This window comes from Acidovorax sp. ST3 (genome assembly GCF_003231145.1).
Taxonomy (GTDB): domain Bacteria; phylum Pseudomonadota; class Gammaproteobacteria; order Burkholderiales; family Burkholderiaceae_C; genus Acidovorax.
Genome location: NZ_QKVP01000002.1, coordinates 760,250 through 780,518, shown reverse-complemented (window position 1 = coordinate 780,518; position 20,269 = coordinate 760,250). Strand labels below are relative to the sequence as shown.

The following is a 20,269-nucleotide window of genomic DNA, read 5'->3' as shown; positions in this document are numbered from 1 at the left end:
CCACCCCTGGAGTTTTGGAGCGGCGCCATGCTGTTGTCATTCATCGTTCTGTACCTGTTGGTTTCGATTGGTGTGGGCCTGTATGCGGCCACTCGCGTGCACAACACCGCTGACTATGCGGTAGCCGGGCGTAGCCTGCCGCTGGCGGTGGTGATAGCCACCACGTTTGCCACCTGGTTTGGATCCGAAACCGTGCTGGGGGTTTCTGCCCGCTTTGTGGATGGAGGGCTGGGCGCCGTCGTGGAAGACCCCTTTGGCGCGTCCATGTGTCTGGTGTTGGTGGGACTGTTTTTCGCCTACAAGCTCTACCAAAAGAACCTTATCACCCTGGGCGACTACTACCGCCAGCGCTACGGCCGTGTGATTGAAGTGGCCTGCTCGGCCATCATCATGTTCAGCTACCTGGGCTGGGTGGCTGCGCAGATCACGGCCCTGGGCCTGGTGTTCAACCTGCTCACCCAAGGCGCTGTGTCGATCACCATGGGCATGATCATTGGCACGCTGGTGGTGCTGGTTTACACCCTGTATGGCGGTATGTGGTCGGTCGCCATGACCGACTTTGTGCAAATGATCGTCATCGGCGTGGGCCTGCTGGCCATTGCCTGGTATGCGGCCGACCTGGCGGGTGGTGCAGGCAAGGTGGTCGAATTTGCGGCGCGTGAGGGTAAGTTCCATTTCTTCCCGACCGGGGGCGTCAAGGAATGGACATTTTTCATCGCTGCTGCCATCACCATGATGCTGGGCTCCATCCCTCAGCAGGACGTGTTCCAGCGCGTCATGTCGTCCAATAGCGCTGCCACCGCGCGCAAGGGACCGGTGATCGGCGGTCTGTTGTATTTGTTGTTTGCCTTCATCCCGATGTTCGTGGTCACCGCTGCGGTCTTGGTGATGCCCGAAACGGCGCAGGCGCTGCTCAAAGACGACCCCCAGAAGGTATTGCCCACCCTGGTGATGGAGCGCATGCCATTGATGCTGCAGGTGGCGTTTTTTGGCGCGCTTCTGTCGGCCATCATGTCTACTGCATCCGCTACCTTGCTGGCGCCATCCACCACTTTCGTGGAAAACATCTTGCACAACCTGCGCCCGGGAATGAGCGATCAGCAGACCCTGAAAGCAATGCGCATCTCCGTGTTGGTGTTCACGGGCTGTGTGCTGACCTATGCCATCACCATGCAGGGCACCTCGATCTATGAGTTGGTGTCGGGTGCGTACCAGGTGCCGTTGGTCGGTGCCTTTGTGCCGCTGGTGTTTGGCCTGTACTGGAAACGCGCCACCACCCAAGGCGCCCTGCTGGCCGTGGCAATGGGCCTGGGTGTCTGGCTGCTGTTTGTGGCGAGCCCCATGCTTTCGGAGGCTTTCCCGCAACAACTGGCAGGTGTGCTGGCCGCTTTGGTAGGCATGCTGGCGGGTTCGTTGGCGCCGCAGTGGATTGATGATCACAAGGGGCACGTCACCCACTACCAAGGCAGTGCCAGCTGAATGCCCGGGCCCGCGCCATGGTGCGGGCCTTGCAGATAGGCATGCCGCCTATAATTGAGGGTTTTGCACTTTCCCTCAACACACTGACATGCCTATTTACGCCTACAAATGCGGCTCCTGCGGCCATGCCAAGGATGTGCTGCAAAAAATCTCCGATGCACCTCTGACGGTGTGCCCCGCCTGCGGCGCTGAAGCCTTCTCCAAGCAGGTCACTGCGGCGGGATTCCAGCTCAAAGGTTCGGGCTGGTATGTGACGGATTTCCGGGGGGGCAGCGGGGGCAGTTCCGCTCCCGCAACCGAAGCCAAGTCGGAATCCAAGACCGAGTCTTCTGCATCTGCCAGTGGTGGTGATGCTCCTAAAAAAGAAGCATCCAGCGCAAGTACCACTAGCGCTGGAAGTGCCAGCGGCACTTCTTCCTCTTCGAGCTGAGGACCTGCATGGCTGCCTTGCGCAAATGGCTGTTGACAGGCCTTCTGGTCATCGTGCCCGGTGTCATCACGGCCTGGGTGCTCAACTGGATTGTGAGCACGCTCGACCAGACCCTGCAGATCCTGCCGGGCGCGTGGCAGCCCGACAAGCTGCTCGGGGTGCATGTCCCGGGCTTTGGTGTGGTGCTCACGCTGGCCATCTTGCTGGTGGTGGGCGCCATTGCCAGCAACTTCGCGGGCCGCAAGCTCGTCGAATGGGGCGATGCGCTGGTGCACCGCATTCCCGTGGTGCGCTCCATCTACTCAAGCGTCAAGCAGGTATCGGACACGCTGTTTTCCGAGAGCGGCAACGCCTTTCGCAAGGCCGTGCTCGTGCAGTGGCCCCGCGAAGGGGTGTGGACCGTGGCGTTCGTCACGGGTGCTCCCAATGGTGAAGTGGCTGCCTACCTGCGCGACGAGTTCGTCAGCGTATACGTGCCCACCACCCCGAATCCCACCGGTGGGTATTTTGTGATGGTGCGCAAGAGCGACTGTGTCGAGCTCGAAATGAGCGTGGACAGTGCCCTCAAGTACATCGTCTCCATGGGTGTGGTGGCTCCGGCGGACCCCACGCTGCCCCCGCCCAAGTAAGAAAAAAAGCAATCTCTTTCAACGTCAACGCGCCCTGCGGCGCCGGAAGTTTTGTCATGGCCATGCGTTCCCACTATTGCGGTCTTGTGACCGAAGCCCTGTTGGGCCAAACCGTTACCCTGTCGGGCTGGGTGAACCGCCGCCGTGACCATGGTGGCGTGATCTTCATCGACCTGCGTGACCGCGAAGGCTACGTGCAGGTGGTGTGCGACCCCGACCGCGCCGAGATGTTCAAGATCGCCGAAGACGTGCGCAACGAGTTCTGCGTGCAGGTCAAGGGTGTGGTGCGTGCTCGCCCCGCCGGCACCACCAACGACAAGCTCAAGACCGGCCAGATCGAAGTGCTGTGCCATGAGCTGAACGTGCTCAACCCTTCGGTCACGCCTCCGTTCCAGATCGACGAGGACAACCTGTCCGAAACCACGCGCCTCACGCACCGCGTGCTGGACCTGCGCCGCCCGTACATGCAGAACAACCTGATGCTGCGCTACAAGGTGGCCATGGAGGTGCGCAAGTTCCTCGATGCCAACGGCTTCATCGACATCGAAACCCCCATGCTCACCAAGAGCACGCCCGAAGGCGCGCGTGACTACCTCGTGCCCAGCCGCGTGCATGACGGCCAGTTCTTCGCGCTGCCCCAGTCGCCCCAGCTGTTCAAGCAGCTGCTGATGGTGGCGGGCTTCGACCGCTATTACCAGATCACCAAGTGCTTCCGCGACGAAGACCTGCGTGCTGACCGCCAGCCTGAATTCACCCAGATCGATATCGAAACATCGTTCATGGAAGAGCAGGACATCCGCGACATGTTCCAGGGCATGATCAAGACGGTGTTCCAGAACACGCTGGGCGTGGACCTGGGCGAATTCCCCGTCATGACCTACCAGGACGCTGCGCGCCTGTATGGCTCCGACAAGCCGGACCTGCGTGTGAAGCTCGAATTCACCGAGCTGACCGACGTGATGAAGGACGTGGACTTCAAGGTGTTCTCGGGTGCTGCCAACATGAAGAACGGCCGCGTCGTGGCCCTGCGCATTCCTGGCGGTTCCAAGGAAAACGGCGGCATCAGCCGCGGCGAGATCGACGCCTACACCGAGTTCGTCAAGATCTACGGCGCCAAGGGCCTGGCCTACATCCGCGTGAACGAGCTGGCCAAGGGCCGTGACGGCCTGCAGTCGCCCATCGTGAAGAACATCCACGACACCGCCCTGCAAGCGGTGCTGGAGCGCACCGGTGCACAAGACGGCGACCTGATCTTCTTCGGCGCCGACAAGGAAAAGATCGTCAACGACGCCATTGGCGCGCTGCGCATCAAGATCGGCCACAGCGAGTTCGGCAAGAAGAACGGCCTGTTTGAAGACCGCTGGGCGCCGCTGTGGGTGGTGGACTTCCCGATGTTCGAGTACGACGAGGAAAACCAGCGCTGGAACTCGGTGCACCACCCCTTCACCAGCCCCAAGGACGGCCACGAAGACTGGATGGTCACCGCGCCCGAGAAGTGCATCTCCAAGGGCTACGACATGGTGCTCAACGGCTGGGAAATGGGTGGCGGCTCCGTCCGTATCCACCGCGCCGATGTGCAGCAGAAGGTGTTCGACGCCCTCAACATCACGCCCGAAGAAGCCCAGCTCAAGTTCGGCTTCCTGCTGGACGCGCTGCAGTACGGCGCGCCCCCGCACGGTGGCCTGGCCTTTGGCCTGGACCGCATCGTGACGCTGATGACCGGTGCCGAGTCGATCCGCGACGTGATCGCCTTCCCCAAGACCCAGCGCGCCCAGTGTCTGCTCACGCAGGCGCCCAGCCCTGTGGACGAAAAGCAGTTGCGCGAGCTGCACATCCGCCTGCGCAACCCCGACGCGGTCAAGACTGCGGCCTGATTTCGGACGCATCACGTCCTTCGCGTATGCAGCCATGCATCGCACAACAAGCGGCTCGGGCCTGGTGCCCGGGCCGCTTTTTTCATGCGCGGCGCGTCGGCCGCTGACCGCCGGGCGCGGATTGAAAGAGGTACCTCCATGCGTTTGTTGACACGCTCCCATTGGCTGCTGGCAGCGGCCGCCTGCATCGCCCTGGCCGGATGTGGCGAGAAGAAGACCGAACTGGGGCAGGGCGGCTCGGTGGTCACGGGCTCGGCCGGACCGCAGGGCGCGCAGAACGCGGCCCGCGAATTGGTGCGTTGTGATGCGCCCGTGGCCACCCTGGCGCTGGCCGAGAACCCCAACGGCTACATCATGGGTTCGGGCTACCAGCTGCCTTCGTCACCGGTGCCGCTGGTCAAGCTGCTGGCTCAGCAGAGCGGGTGCTTCCGGGTGGTGGACCGGGCGGCCGGCCTGAAGGGGACGATTCAGGAGCAGGAACTGAAGGACGCAGGTGTGCTGCGCAAGAACAACTCCACCGTGGCCAAGGGCAAGGGCTACGAGGCGCAGTACACGCTCACGCCCAGCCTCACGTTCAGCGAACAGGATGCGGGCCGGGGCCTGGCCGGGGTGATCGCCATGATCCCGGTGCTGCGCGACATTGCAGGCCTGGCCGGGCTGGTGGAGCAGGTCAAGTTCAAGGAAGCGCAGACGGCCTTGCTGCTGTCCGACAACGAAACCACCGAGCAGGTGGCAGCGGCCACCGGCTCCGCACGCACTACCGACCTCGGGGTGGGCGGCCTGGTATTCGGCAAGCTGGGCGGCGCCGCAGGCGCTGGCTGGAGCAATACCAACGAGGGCAAGGTCATCGCCGCAGCGTTTCTGGACGCACACAACCAGCTGGTGGTGCAGGCGCGCGCGTTGCAGGCCAAGGAGCTGCCCCCGCCCGTACCCACCACCACGGCAGCCCAGCGCCCCAAGGGCGGTTGAAGGCAAAGGGCGCCGAGCCATGGCAACCGCCGGGCCGCAGCGGCCGTACAAGCTTCCGGAGTCGGTGCTGGTGGTGATCCACACGCCTGCGCTGGACGTGCTGCTGATCCGTCGCACCGGGGGCGAAGGGCATTGGCAGTCGGTCACCGGTAGCAAGGACGCGCTGGACGAGCCCTTTGCCGAGACGGCCCGCCGTGAAGTCGCCGAAGAAACCGGCATAGACACCCGGGCACCGGGTTGCCTGCTGACCGACTGGGCGCTGGAGAACGTGTACGACATCTGGCCCCAATGGCTGCACCGTTATGCCCCTGGCGTGGTGCGCAACCGCGAGCGCGTGTTTGGTCTGCGTGTACCCCCCGGGACACCCGTGGTGCTGAGCCCGCGCGAGCACGATGCCTATGAGTGGCTGCCCTGGCAGCAGGCAGCAGACCGGTGTTTTTCTGCCTCCAATGCCGAGGCTTGCCTGTTGCTGCCCCGGTTCGTGAGCCCCTGAAAATCCGGCGAGCCACTGGCCGCTGGCCAGTTGTTGAGGACGGCCGCGGGCCAGGCGCCGTTGTCTCAAGGAGAGTCTGGCGGCCGCAGCCGCAGGGCTGCCGCAGGGTCGTCGGCCTCGTCAGTGGGTGCTGGGTTCAGTGCCAGGCTGTCTTGCGGAGGCGGTGGGATGCGTGCCGGTGCGTTGTCGCCGCTGCTGCGCACCCGCAGTGCCACGCCGCCGGGGTGCCGCTCGCTGTCTTGCCCCAGGATGGCCCTTGCCGGGGCCGTACCCATGCGGGTACGCAGTGCGTCGATGGCTGCCTGCAGCGGCTCGGGCGCGGCCATGCGCGCGCTGTGGCGCAGCAGCACTTGCTGGGCCATATCCAGCAGTTTGGAGTTGAGGGTGCGTTCAGCCTCGGCCAGCAGGTTTTGCACAGCCCCGCCCGGGTCGCCCCCCAGGCTTTGTGCCATCGCGACTTCGGCCGTCTTGTTGACCCGTTGCAAGCAGTCGCGCACCAACTCGCTGTAGGGCTCATGCAGGTTGCAGGCATTGGCCATCAGCTCGGTCAGGCCGCGTGTGTTGGCATAGCGCATGCCCAGGGCGCGCACCCAGCTGTCACCCTCGGGCAGCTCAATGGATGTGACGGCCAACACGGCCAGCAGGCTGCCCAGGTTGCAGGCGGCTTCAAAGTCAAAGGTGCTGGACGTGATCTCGCGGGCCATGCCACGCACCGATTCGACTGCCTGCGAGAACTGCCGCTGCTGGATGAGCTGCAGCGCGCGCGCCACCTCCGCAAACCGACGGATGCGTGCGCTGCTGTGGTGGCGCTCCAGGATGCGGGCAAAGTCGGCCATGCAGCGCTCAATGCCCTTGCGGTCGTTTTCGGCGTAATAGGCAAACGTCAGCAGCACCAGTGACTGGTAGTCGAACAGCTTGGAGTCAATGCCCAGCACCGTGGCGCGCGCCAGCACCTTGGTGGCCGTGGCGCGGTCGCCCATGTAATACGACATCATCCCCAGCTTCTGCAGCCGCACGACCGAGTCGGGCGTGAGGGTGCTGGCCGTTCGGTAGGTCTCGATGGCCTGTGCAAAGTTGCCCATCTCCACCTGCGCGCGGCCCAGCACGTCGTAGGCGTCGGCAAACGAGGCGTCCTCGCCAATCAGCTCCTGCAAGGTGGTGATGGCGCGCGCGGCCTGGCCTGATTCGATCTGCGCACGGGCCACGCCCAGCTTGGCCCAGGGGAGGGCACGCGCCGCGATCACGGCCTCGAACAGGGTGCGCGCCTCGTCGTGCCGGCCCAGGCGCAGCAGCAGCTCCGACCCAATGCGGGCGGCGTACAGCCAGTAGGGCTTGCGGGCCTCAAAGCGCTCCACGCACAGCGCGGCGGCCTGCTCAAAGTCCTCGGCCTCGATGGCGTCGAAAATGGGTTTGAGATGGATCTTGCGCAGGCGCGCCAGGCTCAGGCGCTCGAACAGCGCGCTGGGCGTGAAGGGCTTGAGCAGGTAGCCGTCCAGGGCCGACTCGGCGGCCTCGGCCACGGCGGCATACGACGCCTCGGCCGTCACCATGAAGAACACGGTGGAAAACGGCAGCAGCTGCGCGCGCCGCAGGTCGTCCAGCAGGGTCTGGCCCGAGTAGTTGGACTCGCCAAAAAACTGGTCGCACAACACGTAGTCGAACACCGTGTGCTCCAGCCGGGCGCGCGCGTCCTGCACACGGGAGCATTGCACGATGCGGGTCACGCCGTATTCGCGCAACTGTCCCACCAGGATGCTGCGCGACGTGGCATTGCTGTCCACGATCAGCGCCTGGGTCGGTAGGGCGGGATTGGGGCCGCTCTCGGTAGCCATTGGGGTCGGGGCCGTCCCTGCGTGCTCAAAATGTTGGAGCCCCCAGTGTAAGCCGCTGCAGCACCCGGCCTGCGTCGGGCAACCCCCTTGCCACCACGGCTTGCGACACAATCTCCAGTCCTAGGAGCGGCAATTGACCGCTTGCCGTTTTCAAGGGCGCCTCATGGATACTGACTCTCGCTGCTTCGTTGACGTTCGCTTGTCGAGTGAGCACGCTACGCATTCGCCAGCACCGCGCTGGGCGCGCCATGCGGCGTTGCTCCTCCTTGCGGGCATGAGCCCGCCGCGTCCTCGCGCCTTGCCCATCGCACCCATCGCGGCGCTGGCGAGCGCGTTCAACTACCCCTCCTAGGACCATGCAACACGACGACATCCTGCGCGTAGCCACCTACAACATCCACAAGGGGGTGCAAGGCATCGGGCCCGCGCGGCGGCTGGAGATTCACAACCTGGGTCTGGCGGTGGAGCAGCTCGATGCCGACATCGTCTGCCTGCAGGAGGTGCGCAAGCTGCATCGGCGCGAGGCGGCGTATTTCCAGCGCTGGCCCGAGCTGCCGCAGGCCGAGTTTCTCGCGCCGGAAGGCTACGAGGCGGTGTACCGCACCAACGCCATCACCAAACACGGCGAACATGGCAATGCGCTGCTGACCCGCTGGCCGGTGATCGGGCACCAGCATGAAGACATCTCGGACCACCGCTTCGAGCAGCGCGGCCTGCTGCATGTGGAGGTGGATGTGCAAGGCCGCAATGTGCACGTGATCGTGGTGCACCTGGGCCTCATCCCCGGCAGCCGCGTCCGCCAGGTCGAGCGGCTGCAGGCCTTCATCGAGCGCGAGGTGCCGCCCGGCACGCCGCTGGTGGTGGCAGGGGATTTCAACGACTGGGGGCAGTTGCTCAAGCGCATGCTGGCGGGCTTTAGCCTGTATGAATGGGATGCGCCCCGCACCTTCACCTACCCCGCACGCCTGCCCCTGGCGCAGCTGGACCATGTGTACGCGCGCGGGCTCACGCCGCTGTCGCTGCAGGTGCCGCGTGGCCGCATCTGGTGGCGCATGTCGGACCATCTGCCCTTGATTGCGGAGTTCCGGCTGTGAGGCACCGCCATGGTGTGCGCGGTGGGGTGACCGGATGAGGCGCAGGCCCTTTGCGCAGGCCCCGGGCGCCGGGCCTGCCGACGACCACCAGGTCCGTCTGCTGCAAGGTGCTGAGGAGTTCTTCCCGGCGCTCATCGAGGCCATGGATGCTGCCATGGCGGACATCCAGTTCGAGACCTATATCTTTGACTTCACCGGCGCCGGAGCCTCGGTGGCCGAGGCACTGATGCGCGCTGCAGCGCGCGGCGTGCGCACCCATCTCGTGGTCGATGGCGTGGGCACCGGTGCCCTGCCCAAGGCCTGGGCCGAGCAGTTGCAGGCCGCCGGCGTGCTGTGCAGCGTGTATTCGCCGCTGGGGCCGCTGGGGCTGCTGCTGCCGCACCGCTGGCGGCGCCTGCACCGCAAGCTGTGCGTGGTGGATGGGCGGGTGCTGTTCTGCGGCGGCATCAACGTGCTGGATGACTTTCACGATCCTAATCACGGCACGCTGGAGGCGCCCCGTTTTGACTTTGCGGTGCGTGCCACCGGCAGCCTGGTGGCCTCGGCCAGCGACACCATGGACCAGCTCTGGTGGCGCATGCAGGCCGTGCGCGACGCGCGCCAGCGCCGCCTGCCGGAGGCCCTGCGGGCCCTGCGCGCGGCCAGCGCCGCACGGCATGCGGAGCAGGGCGGCGACCCCGATGCCGGCCCCCCCGTGCGCGCCACCCTGGTGCTGCGCGACAACGTGCGCAACCGCAGCCGCATCGAGAAGGCGTACCGCAAGGCCATCGGCGCGGCGCGGCACGAGGTCATCATCGCCAACGCCTACTTCATGCCCGGCGGCAAGCTGCGCCGCGCGCTGGTGATGGCCGCGCGCCGGGGCGTTCGCGTGCGGCTGCTGCTGCAGGGGCGGTACGAATACTTCATGCAGTACCACGCAGCCCGCCCGGTGTATGGCGCGCTGCTGGAGGCCGGGGTAGAGATCTACGAGTACGCCCCCAGCTTTCTACACGCCAAGGTGGCCGTGATCGATGCGCAGGGCGATCGGCCCTGGGCCACGGTGGGCTCGTCCAACCTTGACCCGCTCTCGCTGCTGCTGGCGCGCGAGGCCAATGTGGTGGTGGAAGACGCCGCATTTGCCATCGACCTGCGCCAGCGCCTGGTGCACGCCATGCAGCACGCGGGCCGCCGCATGGACCCGGCGCGCTATGCGGGCCGCCCGCTGCGCCAGCGGGTGCTGGACCGCGTGGCGTTTGGTCTCATGCGCCTGGCGCTGTGGGTGACGGGCAAGCGGTATTGAGGGCGTCCTTGTCGAGTGCGCTACTTTATTGATAGCTGCTCAGGCATATTGCACTAGCGCTTGCTGCCTAAAACCCTTGTAATCGATCAAACTGTGTTCGCTGGTACGATGCCACCCATGTCCAGCCAACCTGCCGCCGATATGACGCCCACCCCACCGGACGAAGGCACGCCCGTTTCCGTCAAGATCCGAGAACGCCTTGCCGCCGCGCGCAAGCGCTTTCACGCCAACGACAACATTGCCGAATTCATCGAGCCCGGCGAGCTGGAGAAGCTGCTCGACGAGGTTGAGGTCAAGATGCAGGGCGTGCTCGACAGCCTGGTCATCAACACCGAGGGCGACCACAACACCAACAACACCGCGCGCCGCGTGGCCAAGATGTACCTCAACGAGGTGTTCCGTGGTCGCTACGTAGCGCAGCCGCCCATCACCGAATTCCCGAACGCCGAGCACCTCAACGAGCTGATGATCGTGGGCCCGCTCACCGTGCGCAGCGCCTGCAGTCACCACTTCTGCCCCGTCATCGGCAAGATCTGGATCGGCGTGATGCCCAACGAGCACACCAACGTGATCGGCCTGTCCAAATACGCGCGCCTGGTGGACTGGATCATGGGCCGCCCCCAGATCCAGGAAGAAGCCGTGGTGCAGCTGGCCGACCTGATCATGGAAAAGACCCAGCCCGACGGCCTCGCCATCGTCATGGAAGCCAGCCACTTCTGCATGTCCTGGCGCGGCGTGCGCGACAACGACAGCCGCATGATCAACTCGGTCATGCGTGGCGTGTTCCTCAAGGACAGCGCCCTGCGCCGTGAATTTTTGTCCCTCATTCCTGGAAAGAACTGACCATGCTGGTACGCCTGCTTTACGCCAGTCGCGCGGTCGATACCTCGCCCGCCGCCATCGAAGCCATCCTGACGCAGTCGCGCCAGCACAACCCGGGCTCCGGCATCACCGGCGTGCTGTGCTACGGCGGTGGCGTGTTCCTGCAAGCCATCGAGGGCGGTCGCTCGGCAGTGAGCGAGTTGTACGGCCACATCCAGAAGGACCCGCGGCACAAGGACGTGGTGCTGCTGCACTACGAAGAAATCGCCGAGCGCCGTTTTGGCGGCTGGACCATGGGCCAGGTCAACCTGTCCAAGATCAACCACTCCATCCTGCTGAAGTATTCCGAGAAGCCTGAGCTGGACCCGTACTCCGTGTCGGGCAAGGTGTCGTTTGCGCTGCTCGAAGAGTTGATGGCCACGGCCTCCATCATCGGAAGAGCATAGAGATCACCCCCCTGAGGCGCTGCGCGCCTTCCCCCCGCTCTCGCACCACTTCGCGGTGCGGGCAGGGGGACGCCACCAGTGCACGCAAGCGAAGCGCTGCTTGCGCAGCTTGGCGGCTCTTGCACGGTGGCCCCCGCTGGGGCCGCGCCAGTTGCAGATGCCGTGAGCGGTACCTAGCCCTTCAATCCAAGCCGCAGCCGCCATCGCGCTGCGGCTTTTTGCATTCAAGCCCTCTCTCTTTCTGACCTGTGACCTTCACCGCTTTCGCCCTCATCATCCTTGCCGGCCTCATCCATGCGTGCTGGAACATTGTGGCCAAGAAGGCCGGGGGGGACTCGCGGTTTGCGTTCTTCACCTCGGTGATCATGATGGTGGTCTGGGCGCCGTTGGGCTGGTACTTGGGGCGCGACGTGGTGTCGCAGTGGGGTGCGATGGAATGGGGTTTTGTAGCCTCCAGCGGGCTGCTGCATGTGGCGTATTTCGTCATCCTGCTGCGCGGCTACCGTGTGGCCGACCTCACCGTGGTCTACCCGCTGGCGCGGGGCTCGGGGCCGCTCTTGTCGTCGCTGGTGGCCATCACGCTGCTGGGTGAGCAGATCTCTGCGCTGGGCGCCCTGGGCATTGTGGGCGTGGTCGGTGGCGTCTTTTTGATCGCGGGCGGCCCGGGCCTGCTGCGCGCCGCGCACGACCCTGCCGCACGGGCACGGGTGCACAAGGGGATGGCCTACGGGGTTCTCACGGGGGCGTTCATTGCCAGCTACACGGTGGTCGATGGCTATGCGGTCAAGTTTTTGCTGATGTCGCCCATCCTGGTGGACTACATGGGCAACTTTGTGCGCGTGGGCCTGCTGGCGCCGGTGGTGCTGCGCGACCTGCCCACGGCCCGCACGCTCTGGCTGGCCCAGTGGCGTTTTGCCCTGGCCGTGGCGGTGGTGAGCCCCGTGGCCTATGTGCTGGTGCTGTACGCCATGCAGCAGGCGCCCCTGTCGCACGTAGCTCCGGCGCGCGAGGTGTCCATGCTGTTTGCCGCACTCATCGGCGGGCACCTGCTGGGCGAGGGTGACCGCGTGGCGCGCATCTTAGGTGCGCTGTGCATTGCGGCAGGCGTCACGGCCCTGGCTTTGGGATGACCACCATGGCACCCCAACCCCCATTCCACCTGCTGGGCTGCGACTTCTCCAGCAGCCCCACGCGGCGCAAACCCATCGTGCTGGCGCTGGGCCAACGCCAGGGCGCGCGCGTGGCGCTCACCGCGCTGCAACCGATCGACACACTAGCCGCATTCGGCCAGTGGCTGGCGCAGCCCGGCGACTGGGTGGGCGGTTTTGATCTGCCCTTTGGCCTGCCGCGCGAGCTGGTGCAGGCGCTGGGCTGGCCCACCAGTTGGCACGCCTGCATGCAGCACTATCGCCACCTCAGCCGCGAGCAGATCCGCGCGCAGTTTGCGGCGTTCTGCGACGCCCGCCCCGTGGGCGGCAAGTTTGCCCACCGCGCCACCGACGGGCCCGCAGGCTCCAGCCCCTCCATGAAATGGGTGAACCCGCCCGTGGCTTACATGCTGCACGCGGGCTTGCCGCTGCTGCTGGATGCGGGCGTGCGCCTGCCCGGCCTGCACGCAGGCGACCCCCGCCGCGTGGCGCTAGAGGCCTACCCCGGCCTGCTCGCGCGCGAAGTGCTGCAGCGCCGCAGCTACAAAAGCGACGACCGTGCCAAGCAGACGCCCGACCGCCTCATCGCCCGCAAGGACCTGGTCAACGCGCTGGAGCTGGGCCAGACCCGCCTGGGCCTGCGCCTCAAGCTCAGCCACGCCCAGCGCGATGCGCTGGTGCAGGACGCCAGCGGCGACAGCCTGGACGCCGTGCTGTGCCTGCTGCAGGCCGCCTGGGCCGAGCAGCGCCATGCCGAGGGCGATGCGCTCTATGGCCTGCCGCCGGGACTCGATCCACTCGAAGGCTGGATCGTCACGGCGGACAAGCCCTGACCAACGATTCCGCCGCTTTTCCGGGCATCGGCCCGCCGCAGGCTGCGTAGCATGGGCAGAACACGCTGAATGCTTCGTTTGCCCATGTCTTTCGCACCCCGCCTTTCGTGCGCGCTGTTCGCGCTGGTTTTGCTGGCCCCGCTGCTGCTGCAGGCCGCCCCCGCGCCCTGGTACTACTGGCGCAGCCTGGTCGATGGCCAGCGCGTGTGCGCGCAAACCTCGCCCGGCCCGGGCTGGGAGCGCGACAGCGCCCCCCACGAAGGCACCGGCTGCCAGCCGCGCCGCAAGGTACTGGTCGTGCCCATGCGGTGACGGGCCGCACGGTGGGTGGTGGACAGTCGGTTGTTATAAAAAACATAGCTATCAGCGCTTATTGCATAAGCACTTGCTGGCAAAAGAGCTTGCAATGCTGTGTGTGCATTCGATAATGGCACGCATGACTGAATTGATTCTGATCCGCCACGGAGAGACCGACTGGAACCGCGAACTGCGCTTTCAGGGCCACGTGGATGTACCTCTCAACGCCACCGGCCACGAACAGGCCCGCCGCCTGGCCGAGCGCCTGGCTGCAGAGCGCCCCGTGGTGCACCACCTCATCTGCAGCGACCTCATCCGCACCCAGCAGACCGCCACGCCCAGCCTGCAGGTGCTGTTCCCCCAGGCCCGCATCGACACCCTCACCGACAGCGCCCTGCGCGAGCAAAACTTTGGCGTGGTGGACGGCAAGCGCGTGGACGACGTCAAGTTGGAGCACGCCGACGCATGGAACCAGTGGCTGCGCTTTGAAGCCGATTACGGCATGCCCGGCGGTGAGACTACCCGCCAGTTCCACACCCGCGTGATGGACGCCGTCTACCGCATCGCCCAGCAGCACAGCGGCCAGACCGTGATGGTGGTCACGCACGGCGGCGTGCTCGACATGATCTGGCGCACTGCGCGTGGCACGGGGCTGGATGGCCCACGCCAGAGCGACATCCCCAACGCAGGGCTTAACCGGGTGCGGGTGAGTGGCGAGGCGGTGGAAGTTCTGGACTGGGCCGACGTGCGGCACCTGGCGGATTTGCCGGAGCAGCCCGTGTATGACCAGACGAAACTGGTGGTGCGGTGAGGCTAGCTAGCGCGAATTAGATCCGGCGGTGTGCTCATCGAAAATCACGAAGTGCTCAACTCCTCTGCTACGGTTCGCAGCGCGTAAAGCATCCCAAAGAGTTCTTCGGGGTGATATCTCATGGTGGCTTGTGCGAGGGGCGCGCCCTTAGCAAGCCACTCTTCTCCCCGCTGCACGTATTGTTCTTCCGACAGCCCTTCGTACCGCTCCCATGGATATCGGAGGGCCACAAAGTTCTGTCCCCATTCCTTGAAAACGCTCTGATGGTTGTTGGTTAAACCAGATGGCCCAATTCGCTCTCCTGCCAGGGAGAGTAGGCGAACTTGTATCTCTTTCGGCAAACGTTTGAACAGCTTCTCATACTTGTGTCCATGCGCATTTTCATTGAGCGTTCGTTCAAAAACTACTTTGAGCAAAAGCTCTAGGCTTAGTAAGCGCAGCAGGTAGTAAGAGTCAGATCGATCTACTTCATCTGAGGCCGCGTAGAGTAAGTCAGCGTCAATCAGTCTCTGTAGGGCGTCCTCGTGCATTAGTCTCAGACGCAACTTGGTGATCGGCGAGGGAGGCTTTTTGTACGTATCAGGTAGCCCCAGTTGTTCGTCTGTTGCCTTCATTTGCCGCGCCAGCCTCACCGACTCCGGCTGCCCATTCACCATCGGCTGCAACACGTTCTGCACCGCCGCCCACTGTCCGTTGCGCTGCAGGGCATCCAGCCAGATCTGGTGGAACAGATCGCGCTGCGCATGGCTCCCGCCAATCTCCACCAGCCGGGGCAGGGCCACGCCCAGCTTCTCCACAGCGGTCGCCCAGTCGCCCCGCGCATGCCCCAGCAGGCCCTGAGCGGCAGGTACACACACTTGCTGCCACACCATGCGCTCATGCGCCTCGGTACGGGAGGCTGCGTGGGCTGCGATGTTGTTTTGCAGCGTGAGTGCTGCCTCCATGCGCCCGGCGCGGGCCAGGCCGTAGAGGTATTGCAGGTCCAGAAAGGGCAGCACATGGTCGGCCAGGCGCAGGGCCAGGTGGTCTGCCACGTCGGCCCAGCGGTTGCCGACATCCACGCCCGCCAGCTCCAGCCGGGCGAGCAGGGACACGGCGTTGATCTGGTCCTGGGTGTATTCCTTGACCACGCCCCACACCTGCCGGTCGTAGAGCGCCAGCACCTCGGCGTGCCGGTCTTGCTCCAGCAAAAACAGCGCCTGGTGCCACCAGTTGTGCGTGACCATGAAGGAGTTCAGGCCCATCCAGGTGTCGCTCACGCTGGCCATGAAGTCGGTACCTTCGCGGATACGGCCTTGGGTCAGCATGACGTGGGCCAGTGCGTGGTGGGCCCAGGGCTCTTTGCGGCACAGGCTGATGGCGTGGCGTGCGGCGCTTTCGGCTTCTGGCAGGCGGTGGCATTGCTCCCAGCCAAAGGCCAGCATGCCGTGCAGGTAGGGCACCTCGGCGGCGGCGGGCAGGGCCTGCAGTGCCAGGCGCAGCATGCCCGGCGAGTCGCCCCGGTTGAACAGATGGTATTGGCCGAGCTTGAGGGAGGCGAGGTCGCGCGGGTGCAGGCGGGCTTGCTCTTCGTGCAACGCAATGGCGCGGCGCAGGTCGCCATCCACCCAAGCGGCGATGGCGGCCACAAAACGCTGTTCGCGCTCGCTGGCCTCTGCGGCACGGGCCAGTGCCTGGTCGATGAAGGGGCGGGCGTTGCGCGGGGCGTCGGCCGACTCGGCAAACATGTGCAGCGCCGCGCAGCTGGCCTGGACGATGGGGCTGGTGTCGGCCGCCGCGTTCAGCACGTTCACCGCGCGCGCTTCGCAGGCGATGAAGCCTTCTACAAAGTCATTCAGCGCCGTCGCGCTGGTGGCGTCGTGCAGCGTGATGGGGTTGCCCAGGCTGTCGGTTCTTGGCGGCATGTCAGCGATCCACAGTGTTGAGTACCACCCCCGGTGCATGAGCTCGACGCGGCACAGGCCAGGGCGGCCGCGCAAGGGCCGCCCCGCCGCGCTGGCTGCGTCCTCCTGCCCGCAACGCGCAGCGTTGCGAGAGCGGGGGGAAGGCCCGGAGGGCCTCAGGGGGGTGTCGCTTCATTTCAGCCGCCGTTGATCAAGGTCAGGTAGGCGTTGCGGGTTTCGGCGGACACCGAGGCCACGAGCTGTTCGTGCGGCGTCTGGTGCCGCGCCAGCATGCGGGCGCTGGCCACGGTTTTGGACTTGCAGTACCAGTGGCAGGTGTGCTGCATCAGAAACAGCTCGGCCGTCATCATGTAGGCGCGGTCCTTGGGCGACAGGTGGCTGGTGTTCTGCACCACATGGGCGATGCCGCGCGCGTGGATGGCCAGGGCTCGGCGCACGTCAAAGGTCATGGCGGGCAGCAGCTTGTCGGCAAACGGGATCGGCACGGAGAGCCGGCTGACGCGTGCGTGGGCTTCGTCCACCTTGGCAAAGTCGGCGGCAAAGCGGCTGAATTGCTCGCTCAGCTGCGACTCGGTGGTGCTCAGCAGGCTCCAGATCTGGCTGCGGCGCTCGTCGGTGCTCTCGCCCAGGGCGCGCAGGTAGCCGTCGGTCAGCGCCTCCATCAGCTTTTCGATCTGGTAGTTGGCCAGGTGTTTGCCCAGCAGTGCAATGCGCTTGCGCTGCTCTTTGGCATTGAGCATGAAGGTGCCGGTGGCGATGAGGATCGCCAGGATGATGATGTCCATGCGGTGGTGGGGTGGTGGTTGGTAGGGCGGGGGGCTCCAGCGGTGGTGCCAGCGTCAGAGCATGCCCCCAAGGTTACCAACAACAGCGCACGACAGACGCAGGGTTATGCCGCAGGCGGCTGGGGCCATGCGCGCTGGGGTTCGCGGATCAGCTCGAAGGCATGCGCCACCTGCAGCACGCCCAGGTCGTCAAAGCGCGCACCCGCAATCTGCAGGCCGATGGGCAGACCCGCGCGGGTGTACCCGCAGTTGACCGAGGCCGCAGGCTGCTCGGACATGTTGAATGGCACGGTAAAGCCGATGTGTTCCAGCGGGCGCAGCGGGTCGTTGGTGGGCGAGGGCAGCTCGGCCTGGAAGGCGACGTTGGGCGCCACGGGCGAGATCACGTAGTCGAACGCGCTGCAGGCCTTGACCGTGTTCACCCGGGTCAGGTGAAACTGGTGGCTGGCGTTAAAGACTTCGGTGCCGCTCATGCCGGCAGCGCTGTCGGCCCAGGTGCGGATGTAGGGCAGCACCTTGTCGCGCCGCGCCGCAGGCAGGGCCTGCAGGTCGATGTGGGACCGCATGCGCCAGAAATGGTCCATGCCGTCGAGCATGGCCTGGGTCATGAAGGGCGCCATGGGCACGATGGTGGCGCCGGCGGCTTCCATGAGTTTTGCGGCGCGCTCCACGGCGGCCTTCACTTCGGGCTCCACGGGCAGGCCGCAGCCTGCATCCAGCAGCAGGCCGATGCGCAGGCCGCGCAGGCGTTCAGCGCCCTTGTTGAACTGGCTCCACGCGATGTCCTGATAGGGCAGGCTCATGCTGTCGCGTGCGTCGGGCTGGCTCAGCACCTGCATCATCAGCGCGGCGTCTGCCACGGTGCGGGTCATGGGGCCAGCGGCGCGGCCGGTGTAGGGCGGGTCAATCGGAATGCGGCCCAGGCTGGGCTTGAGGCTGAAGATGCCGCACCAGCTGGCAGGCAGGCGCAGCGAGCCGCCAATGTCGGTGCCGATGTGCAGCGGGCCGTAGCCCGCAGCAGCCGCAGCGCCACCACCGGCACTGGAGCCGCCGGGGCCCTTGCTCACATCCCAGGGGTTGCGCGACAGCGGGTGAAAGGTAGACAGTCCCGAGGACAGCATGCCGTAGTCGGGCATGGTGGTCTTGGCGACGATGACGGCACCGGCCTCGCGCATGCGGGCGGCAGGGGGTGCGTCGGCGGCAGCGGGCACCAGCTCGACGGCGGCCGTGCCCAGCGGGGTGGGGTCGCCCTCGGTGGCAATGTTTTCCTTGATGGTGCTGGGCACGCCGTCAAGGGCGCCCTTGGGCTCGCCGCGCAGCCAGCGGGCCTCGGAGGCACGCGCCTGGGCCAGGGCGGCCTCGGGGCGCAGCAGGTAGGTGGCCTGGATGTGGGGCTCCCACCGTTCGATGTGGGCCAGCACGGCCTGCGTGACCTCGACCGGTGACAGCTTGCGCTGGCGGTAGGCGGCAATCAGGTCGTGGGCGGGCAGGTCGTGCAGTTCGGTCATGGCGGGGTGGGGGGGCGCCGTAGCGGCGTTTATCAATAAAAAAGGCTGCAAGCGCTAGTGGATCAAGCGCTGGCAGCTATTGTTTTAGGAGTATTGGCTCCTGCACGCGCCGCGTTGTGTTGCGGCGCGTGGCGGTCAGGACCAGGACAGCGCGGAGATGTCGTTGACGAACACGGGCATGTCTTTCCACAGGCCCTTGAGGTTCTTGTTGGCCACCGTGATCCACTGGTTGGAGTACAGGAAGGCGTGCACCGAGTCCTCGGCCAGCAGGCGCTGCGCATCGCCCAGCAGCTTGGCGCGGTCGGCGGGGCGGGCGGCGTTCTTGATCTGGTTGAACAGGTCGTTGAACTTGGGCGAGTTGTAGGCCCAGTAGTAGTCAGGCTTGGCAAAGTTGCCCAAGTCAAAGGGCTCCACGTGGCTGATCACGGTCAGGTCGTAGTTCTTGCTGCCGTAGGTGCCGCTGAGCCACTGCGCCCATTCCACGTTCTGGATCTTGGCGACGATGCCGACCTTGGCCAGCTGGGCTGCAATCACCTCGCCACCCTGGCGCGCGTAGGGCGTGGGGGGCAGCGTCATCGTCAGCTCCAGCGGCGTCTTGATGCCGGCTTCGGCCAGCAGCTTCTTGGCCTTCTCGGGGTCGTAGGGGTTCACGCCCGTGGTGTCCACGTAGCCGAACGCGCCGGGCACGTAGTGGCTGCCGATGGGCGCGCCATAGCCGTCGCCCGCGCCTTCAATGACGGCCTTGCGGTCAATGGCGGCGGCAATGGCGCGGCGCACGCGCACGTCGTCCAGCGGCTTCTTGCCGTTGTTGATGGCCAGGATGGTCTTGGCGCGCGAGCCGCTGACCACCACCTGGAACTTGGGGTTGGCCTTGAACTGCGCCACGCTGCGCGGCGTAACGCGCGGGAAGGCGTCCACGTCACCGGCCAACAAGGCAGCCACCTGGGCAGCCGGGTCGGAGATGAAGCGGAAGGTGGCGCGCTTGATCTTGAGCGCCTTGGCGTCGCGGTAGTCGGCCCAGGCGGTCAGCACGACCGACGAGCCCTTGTTCCAGGCCTGCAGCTGGTAAGGGCCGGTGCCCACGGGCTTGTTGGCGTTGGTGTCGGCGCTCTTGGGCTCCACGATGATGGAGGTGGCCTGGCCCAGCACGAACAGCAGGTCGGGGTCGATCTCCTTGTTGAGCAGCACCACGGTGTAGTCGTCCACCACCTGGGTGGTGATGCCGGCAAAGGTGCGCTTGTCCTTGTTGGTGCTCTTCTCGCCGCCTGCGCGGTCGTACGAGAACTTGACGGCCGCAGCGGTGAAGGGCTCGCCGTTCTGGAACTTCACACCACGGCGCAGCTTGAAGGTGTAGGTCTTGAGGTCGGGCGAGACCTCCCAGCTTTCGGCCAGCAGGGGCGACACGCTGCCGTCGGGGTTGATCTTGGTGAGCGTCTCGAAGATGTTGTACTGAACGATCTCGGCGATGGCGGAGGCTGCACCGGCGGTCGGGTCCAGGCCTGGGGGCTCCAGCGTCATCGCCAGCGTCACCGCATCTTTGCGGCCTTGCGCCAGGGCGCCAAGCGAGGTGGTCAAGGGCACAGCGGCGATGGCGCCAGTGGCAAGGACGGTACGGCGGTTCAGCATGTTCGGACTC

At 65.6% G+C, this 20,269-nt stretch carries 18 protein-coding genes and 1 pseudogene; 14 read left to right on the top strand and 5 right to left on the bottom strand.

What is annotated here, in order from left to right; all coding sequences use genetic code 11:
- Positions 1-27 precede the first annotated feature (27 nt).
- The 6 genes from DNK89_RS08450 (at position 28) to nudB (ending at position 5,874) form a co-directional block, all read left to right on the top strand.
- Positions 28-1,479 (top strand): sodium:solute symporter family protein, encoded by a 1,452-nt coding sequence (locus tag DNK89_RS08450; RefSeq protein WP_110959689.1) that lies wholly within the window; start codon positions 28-30, stop codon positions 1,477-1,479.
- Between the two features lie 88 nt (positions 1,480-1,567).
- Positions 1,568-1,909: an FmdB family zinc ribbon protein gene (locus DNK89_RS08445; RefSeq protein WP_110959688.1), complete on the top strand. Its 342-nt coding sequence runs from the start codon at positions 1,568-1,570 to the stop codon at positions 1,907-1,909.
- Positions 1,910-1,917: 8 nt separating this feature from the next.
- A complete protein-coding gene (locus DNK89_RS08440; protein WP_015012747.1) occupies positions 1,918-2,538 on the top strand; it encodes a DUF502 domain-containing protein in 621 nt (206 codons plus the stop codon).
- Between the two features lie 56 nt (positions 2,539-2,594).
- Positions 2,595-4,412 carry an aspartate--tRNA ligase gene (gene aspS, locus DNK89_RS08435; RefSeq protein WP_060986755.1) on the top strand — a complete coding sequence of 606 codons (1,818 nt, stop codon included), beginning with the start codon at positions 2,595-2,597 and terminating at the stop codon, positions 4,410-4,412.
- A gap of 138 nt (positions 4,413-4,550) precedes the next feature.
- Positions 4,551-5,381 carry a CsgG/HfaB family protein gene (locus DNK89_RS08430; RefSeq protein ID WP_060986754.1) on the top strand — a complete coding sequence of 277 codons (831 nt, stop codon included), beginning with the start codon at positions 4,551-4,553 and terminating at the stop codon, positions 5,379-5,381.
- Positions 5,382-5,400: 19 nt separating this feature from the next.
- On the top strand, positions 5,401-5,874 hold the full coding sequence (gene nudB, locus DNK89_RS08425) for a dihydroneopterin triphosphate diphosphatase (protein WP_110959687.1): 474 nt from the start codon (positions 5,401-5,403) through the stop codon (positions 5,872-5,874).
- 65 nt (positions 5,875-5,939) lie between these two features.
- Here the strand turns inward: nudB and DNK89_RS08420 are convergent, their stop codons facing one another.
- Entirely contained in the window at positions 5,940-7,706 is a 1,767-nt protein-coding gene (locus DNK89_RS08420) for a tetratricopeptide repeat protein (protein ID WP_110959686.1), read from the bottom strand.
- Between the two features lie 356 nt (positions 7,707-8,062).
- On the opposite strand from DNK89_RS08420, the gene DNK89_RS08415 reads away from it, so the two are divergent.
- The 8 genes from DNK89_RS08415 (at position 8,063) to DNK89_RS08380 (ending at position 14,436) form a co-directional block, all read left to right on the top strand.
- Positions 8,063-8,800 carry an endonuclease/exonuclease/phosphatase family protein gene (locus DNK89_RS08415; RefSeq protein WP_110959685.1) on the top strand — a complete coding sequence of 246 codons (738 nt, stop codon included), beginning with the start codon at positions 8,063-8,065 and terminating at the stop codon, positions 8,798-8,800.
- Between the two features lie 34 nt (positions 8,801-8,834).
- A complete protein-coding gene (clsB, locus tag DNK89_RS08410) occupies positions 8,835-10,079 on the top strand; it encodes a cardiolipin synthase ClsB (RefSeq protein WP_110959684.1) in 1,245 nt (414 codons plus the stop codon).
- 117 nt (positions 10,080-10,196) lie between these two features.
- Complete coding sequence (folE, locus tag DNK89_RS08405) at positions 10,197-10,922, top strand: GTP cyclohydrolase I (protein ID WP_110959683.1); 726 nt, start codon at positions 10,197-10,199, stop codon at positions 10,920-10,922.
- Positions 10,923-10,924: 2 nt separating this feature from the next.
- A complete protein-coding gene (locus DNK89_RS08400; RefSeq protein WP_015012755.1) occupies positions 10,925-11,347 on the top strand; it encodes a BLUF domain-containing protein in 423 nt (140 codons plus the stop codon).
- 248 nt (positions 11,348-11,595) lie between these two features.
- A complete protein-coding gene (locus DNK89_RS08395) occupies positions 11,596-12,477 on the top strand; it encodes a DMT family transporter (protein ID WP_110959682.1) in 882 nt (293 codons plus the stop codon).
- Complete coding sequence (locus DNK89_RS08390; protein ID WP_110959681.1) at positions 12,474-13,328, top strand: DUF429 domain-containing protein; 855 nt, start codon at positions 12,474-12,476, stop codon at positions 13,326-13,328. Before DNK89_RS08395 ends, DNK89_RS08390 begins: the two co-directional genes overlap by 4 nt.
- An 84-nt stretch (positions 13,329-13,412) precedes the next feature.
- Positions 13,413-13,640 (top strand): hypothetical protein, encoded by a 228-nt coding sequence (locus DNK89_RS08385; protein ID WP_110959680.1) that lies wholly within the window; start codon positions 13,413-13,415, stop codon positions 13,638-13,640.
- 124 nt (positions 13,641-13,764) lie between these two features.
- Positions 13,765-14,436 carry a histidine phosphatase family protein gene (locus DNK89_RS08380; RefSeq protein WP_110959857.1) on the top strand — a complete coding sequence of 224 codons (672 nt, stop codon included), beginning with the start codon at positions 13,765-13,767 and terminating at the stop codon, positions 14,434-14,436.
- A gap of 581 nt (positions 14,437-15,017) precedes the next feature.
- Here the strand turns inward: DNK89_RS08380 and DNK89_RS08375 are convergent.
- From DNK89_RS08375 to DNK89_RS08355, 4 genes and pseudogenes are all read right to left on the bottom strand, one after another.
- A pseudogene (locus DNK89_RS08375) lies at positions 15,018-16,340 on the bottom strand (tetratricopeptide repeat protein); the annotation flags it as partial.
- A 176-nt stretch (positions 16,341-16,516) separates the two neighbouring features.
- On the bottom strand, positions 16,517-17,125 hold the full coding sequence (locus DNK89_RS08365) for a hypothetical protein (RefSeq protein ID WP_015012762.1): 609 nt from the start codon (positions 17,123-17,125) through the stop codon (positions 16,517-16,519).
- 104 nt (positions 17,126-17,229) lie between these two features.
- Positions 17,230-18,633: an amidase gene (locus tag DNK89_RS08360; RefSeq protein WP_110959679.1), complete on the bottom strand. Its 1,404-nt coding sequence runs from the start codon at positions 18,631-18,633 to the stop codon at positions 17,230-17,232.
- Positions 18,634-18,768: 135 nt separating this feature from the next.
- Positions 18,769-20,259, bottom strand: a complete 1,491-nt coding sequence (locus tag DNK89_RS08355) for an ABC transporter substrate-binding protein (protein WP_110959678.1) — start codon at positions 20,257-20,259, stop codon at positions 18,769-18,771.
- Between the last annotated feature and the right edge of the window lie 10 nt (positions 20,260-20,269).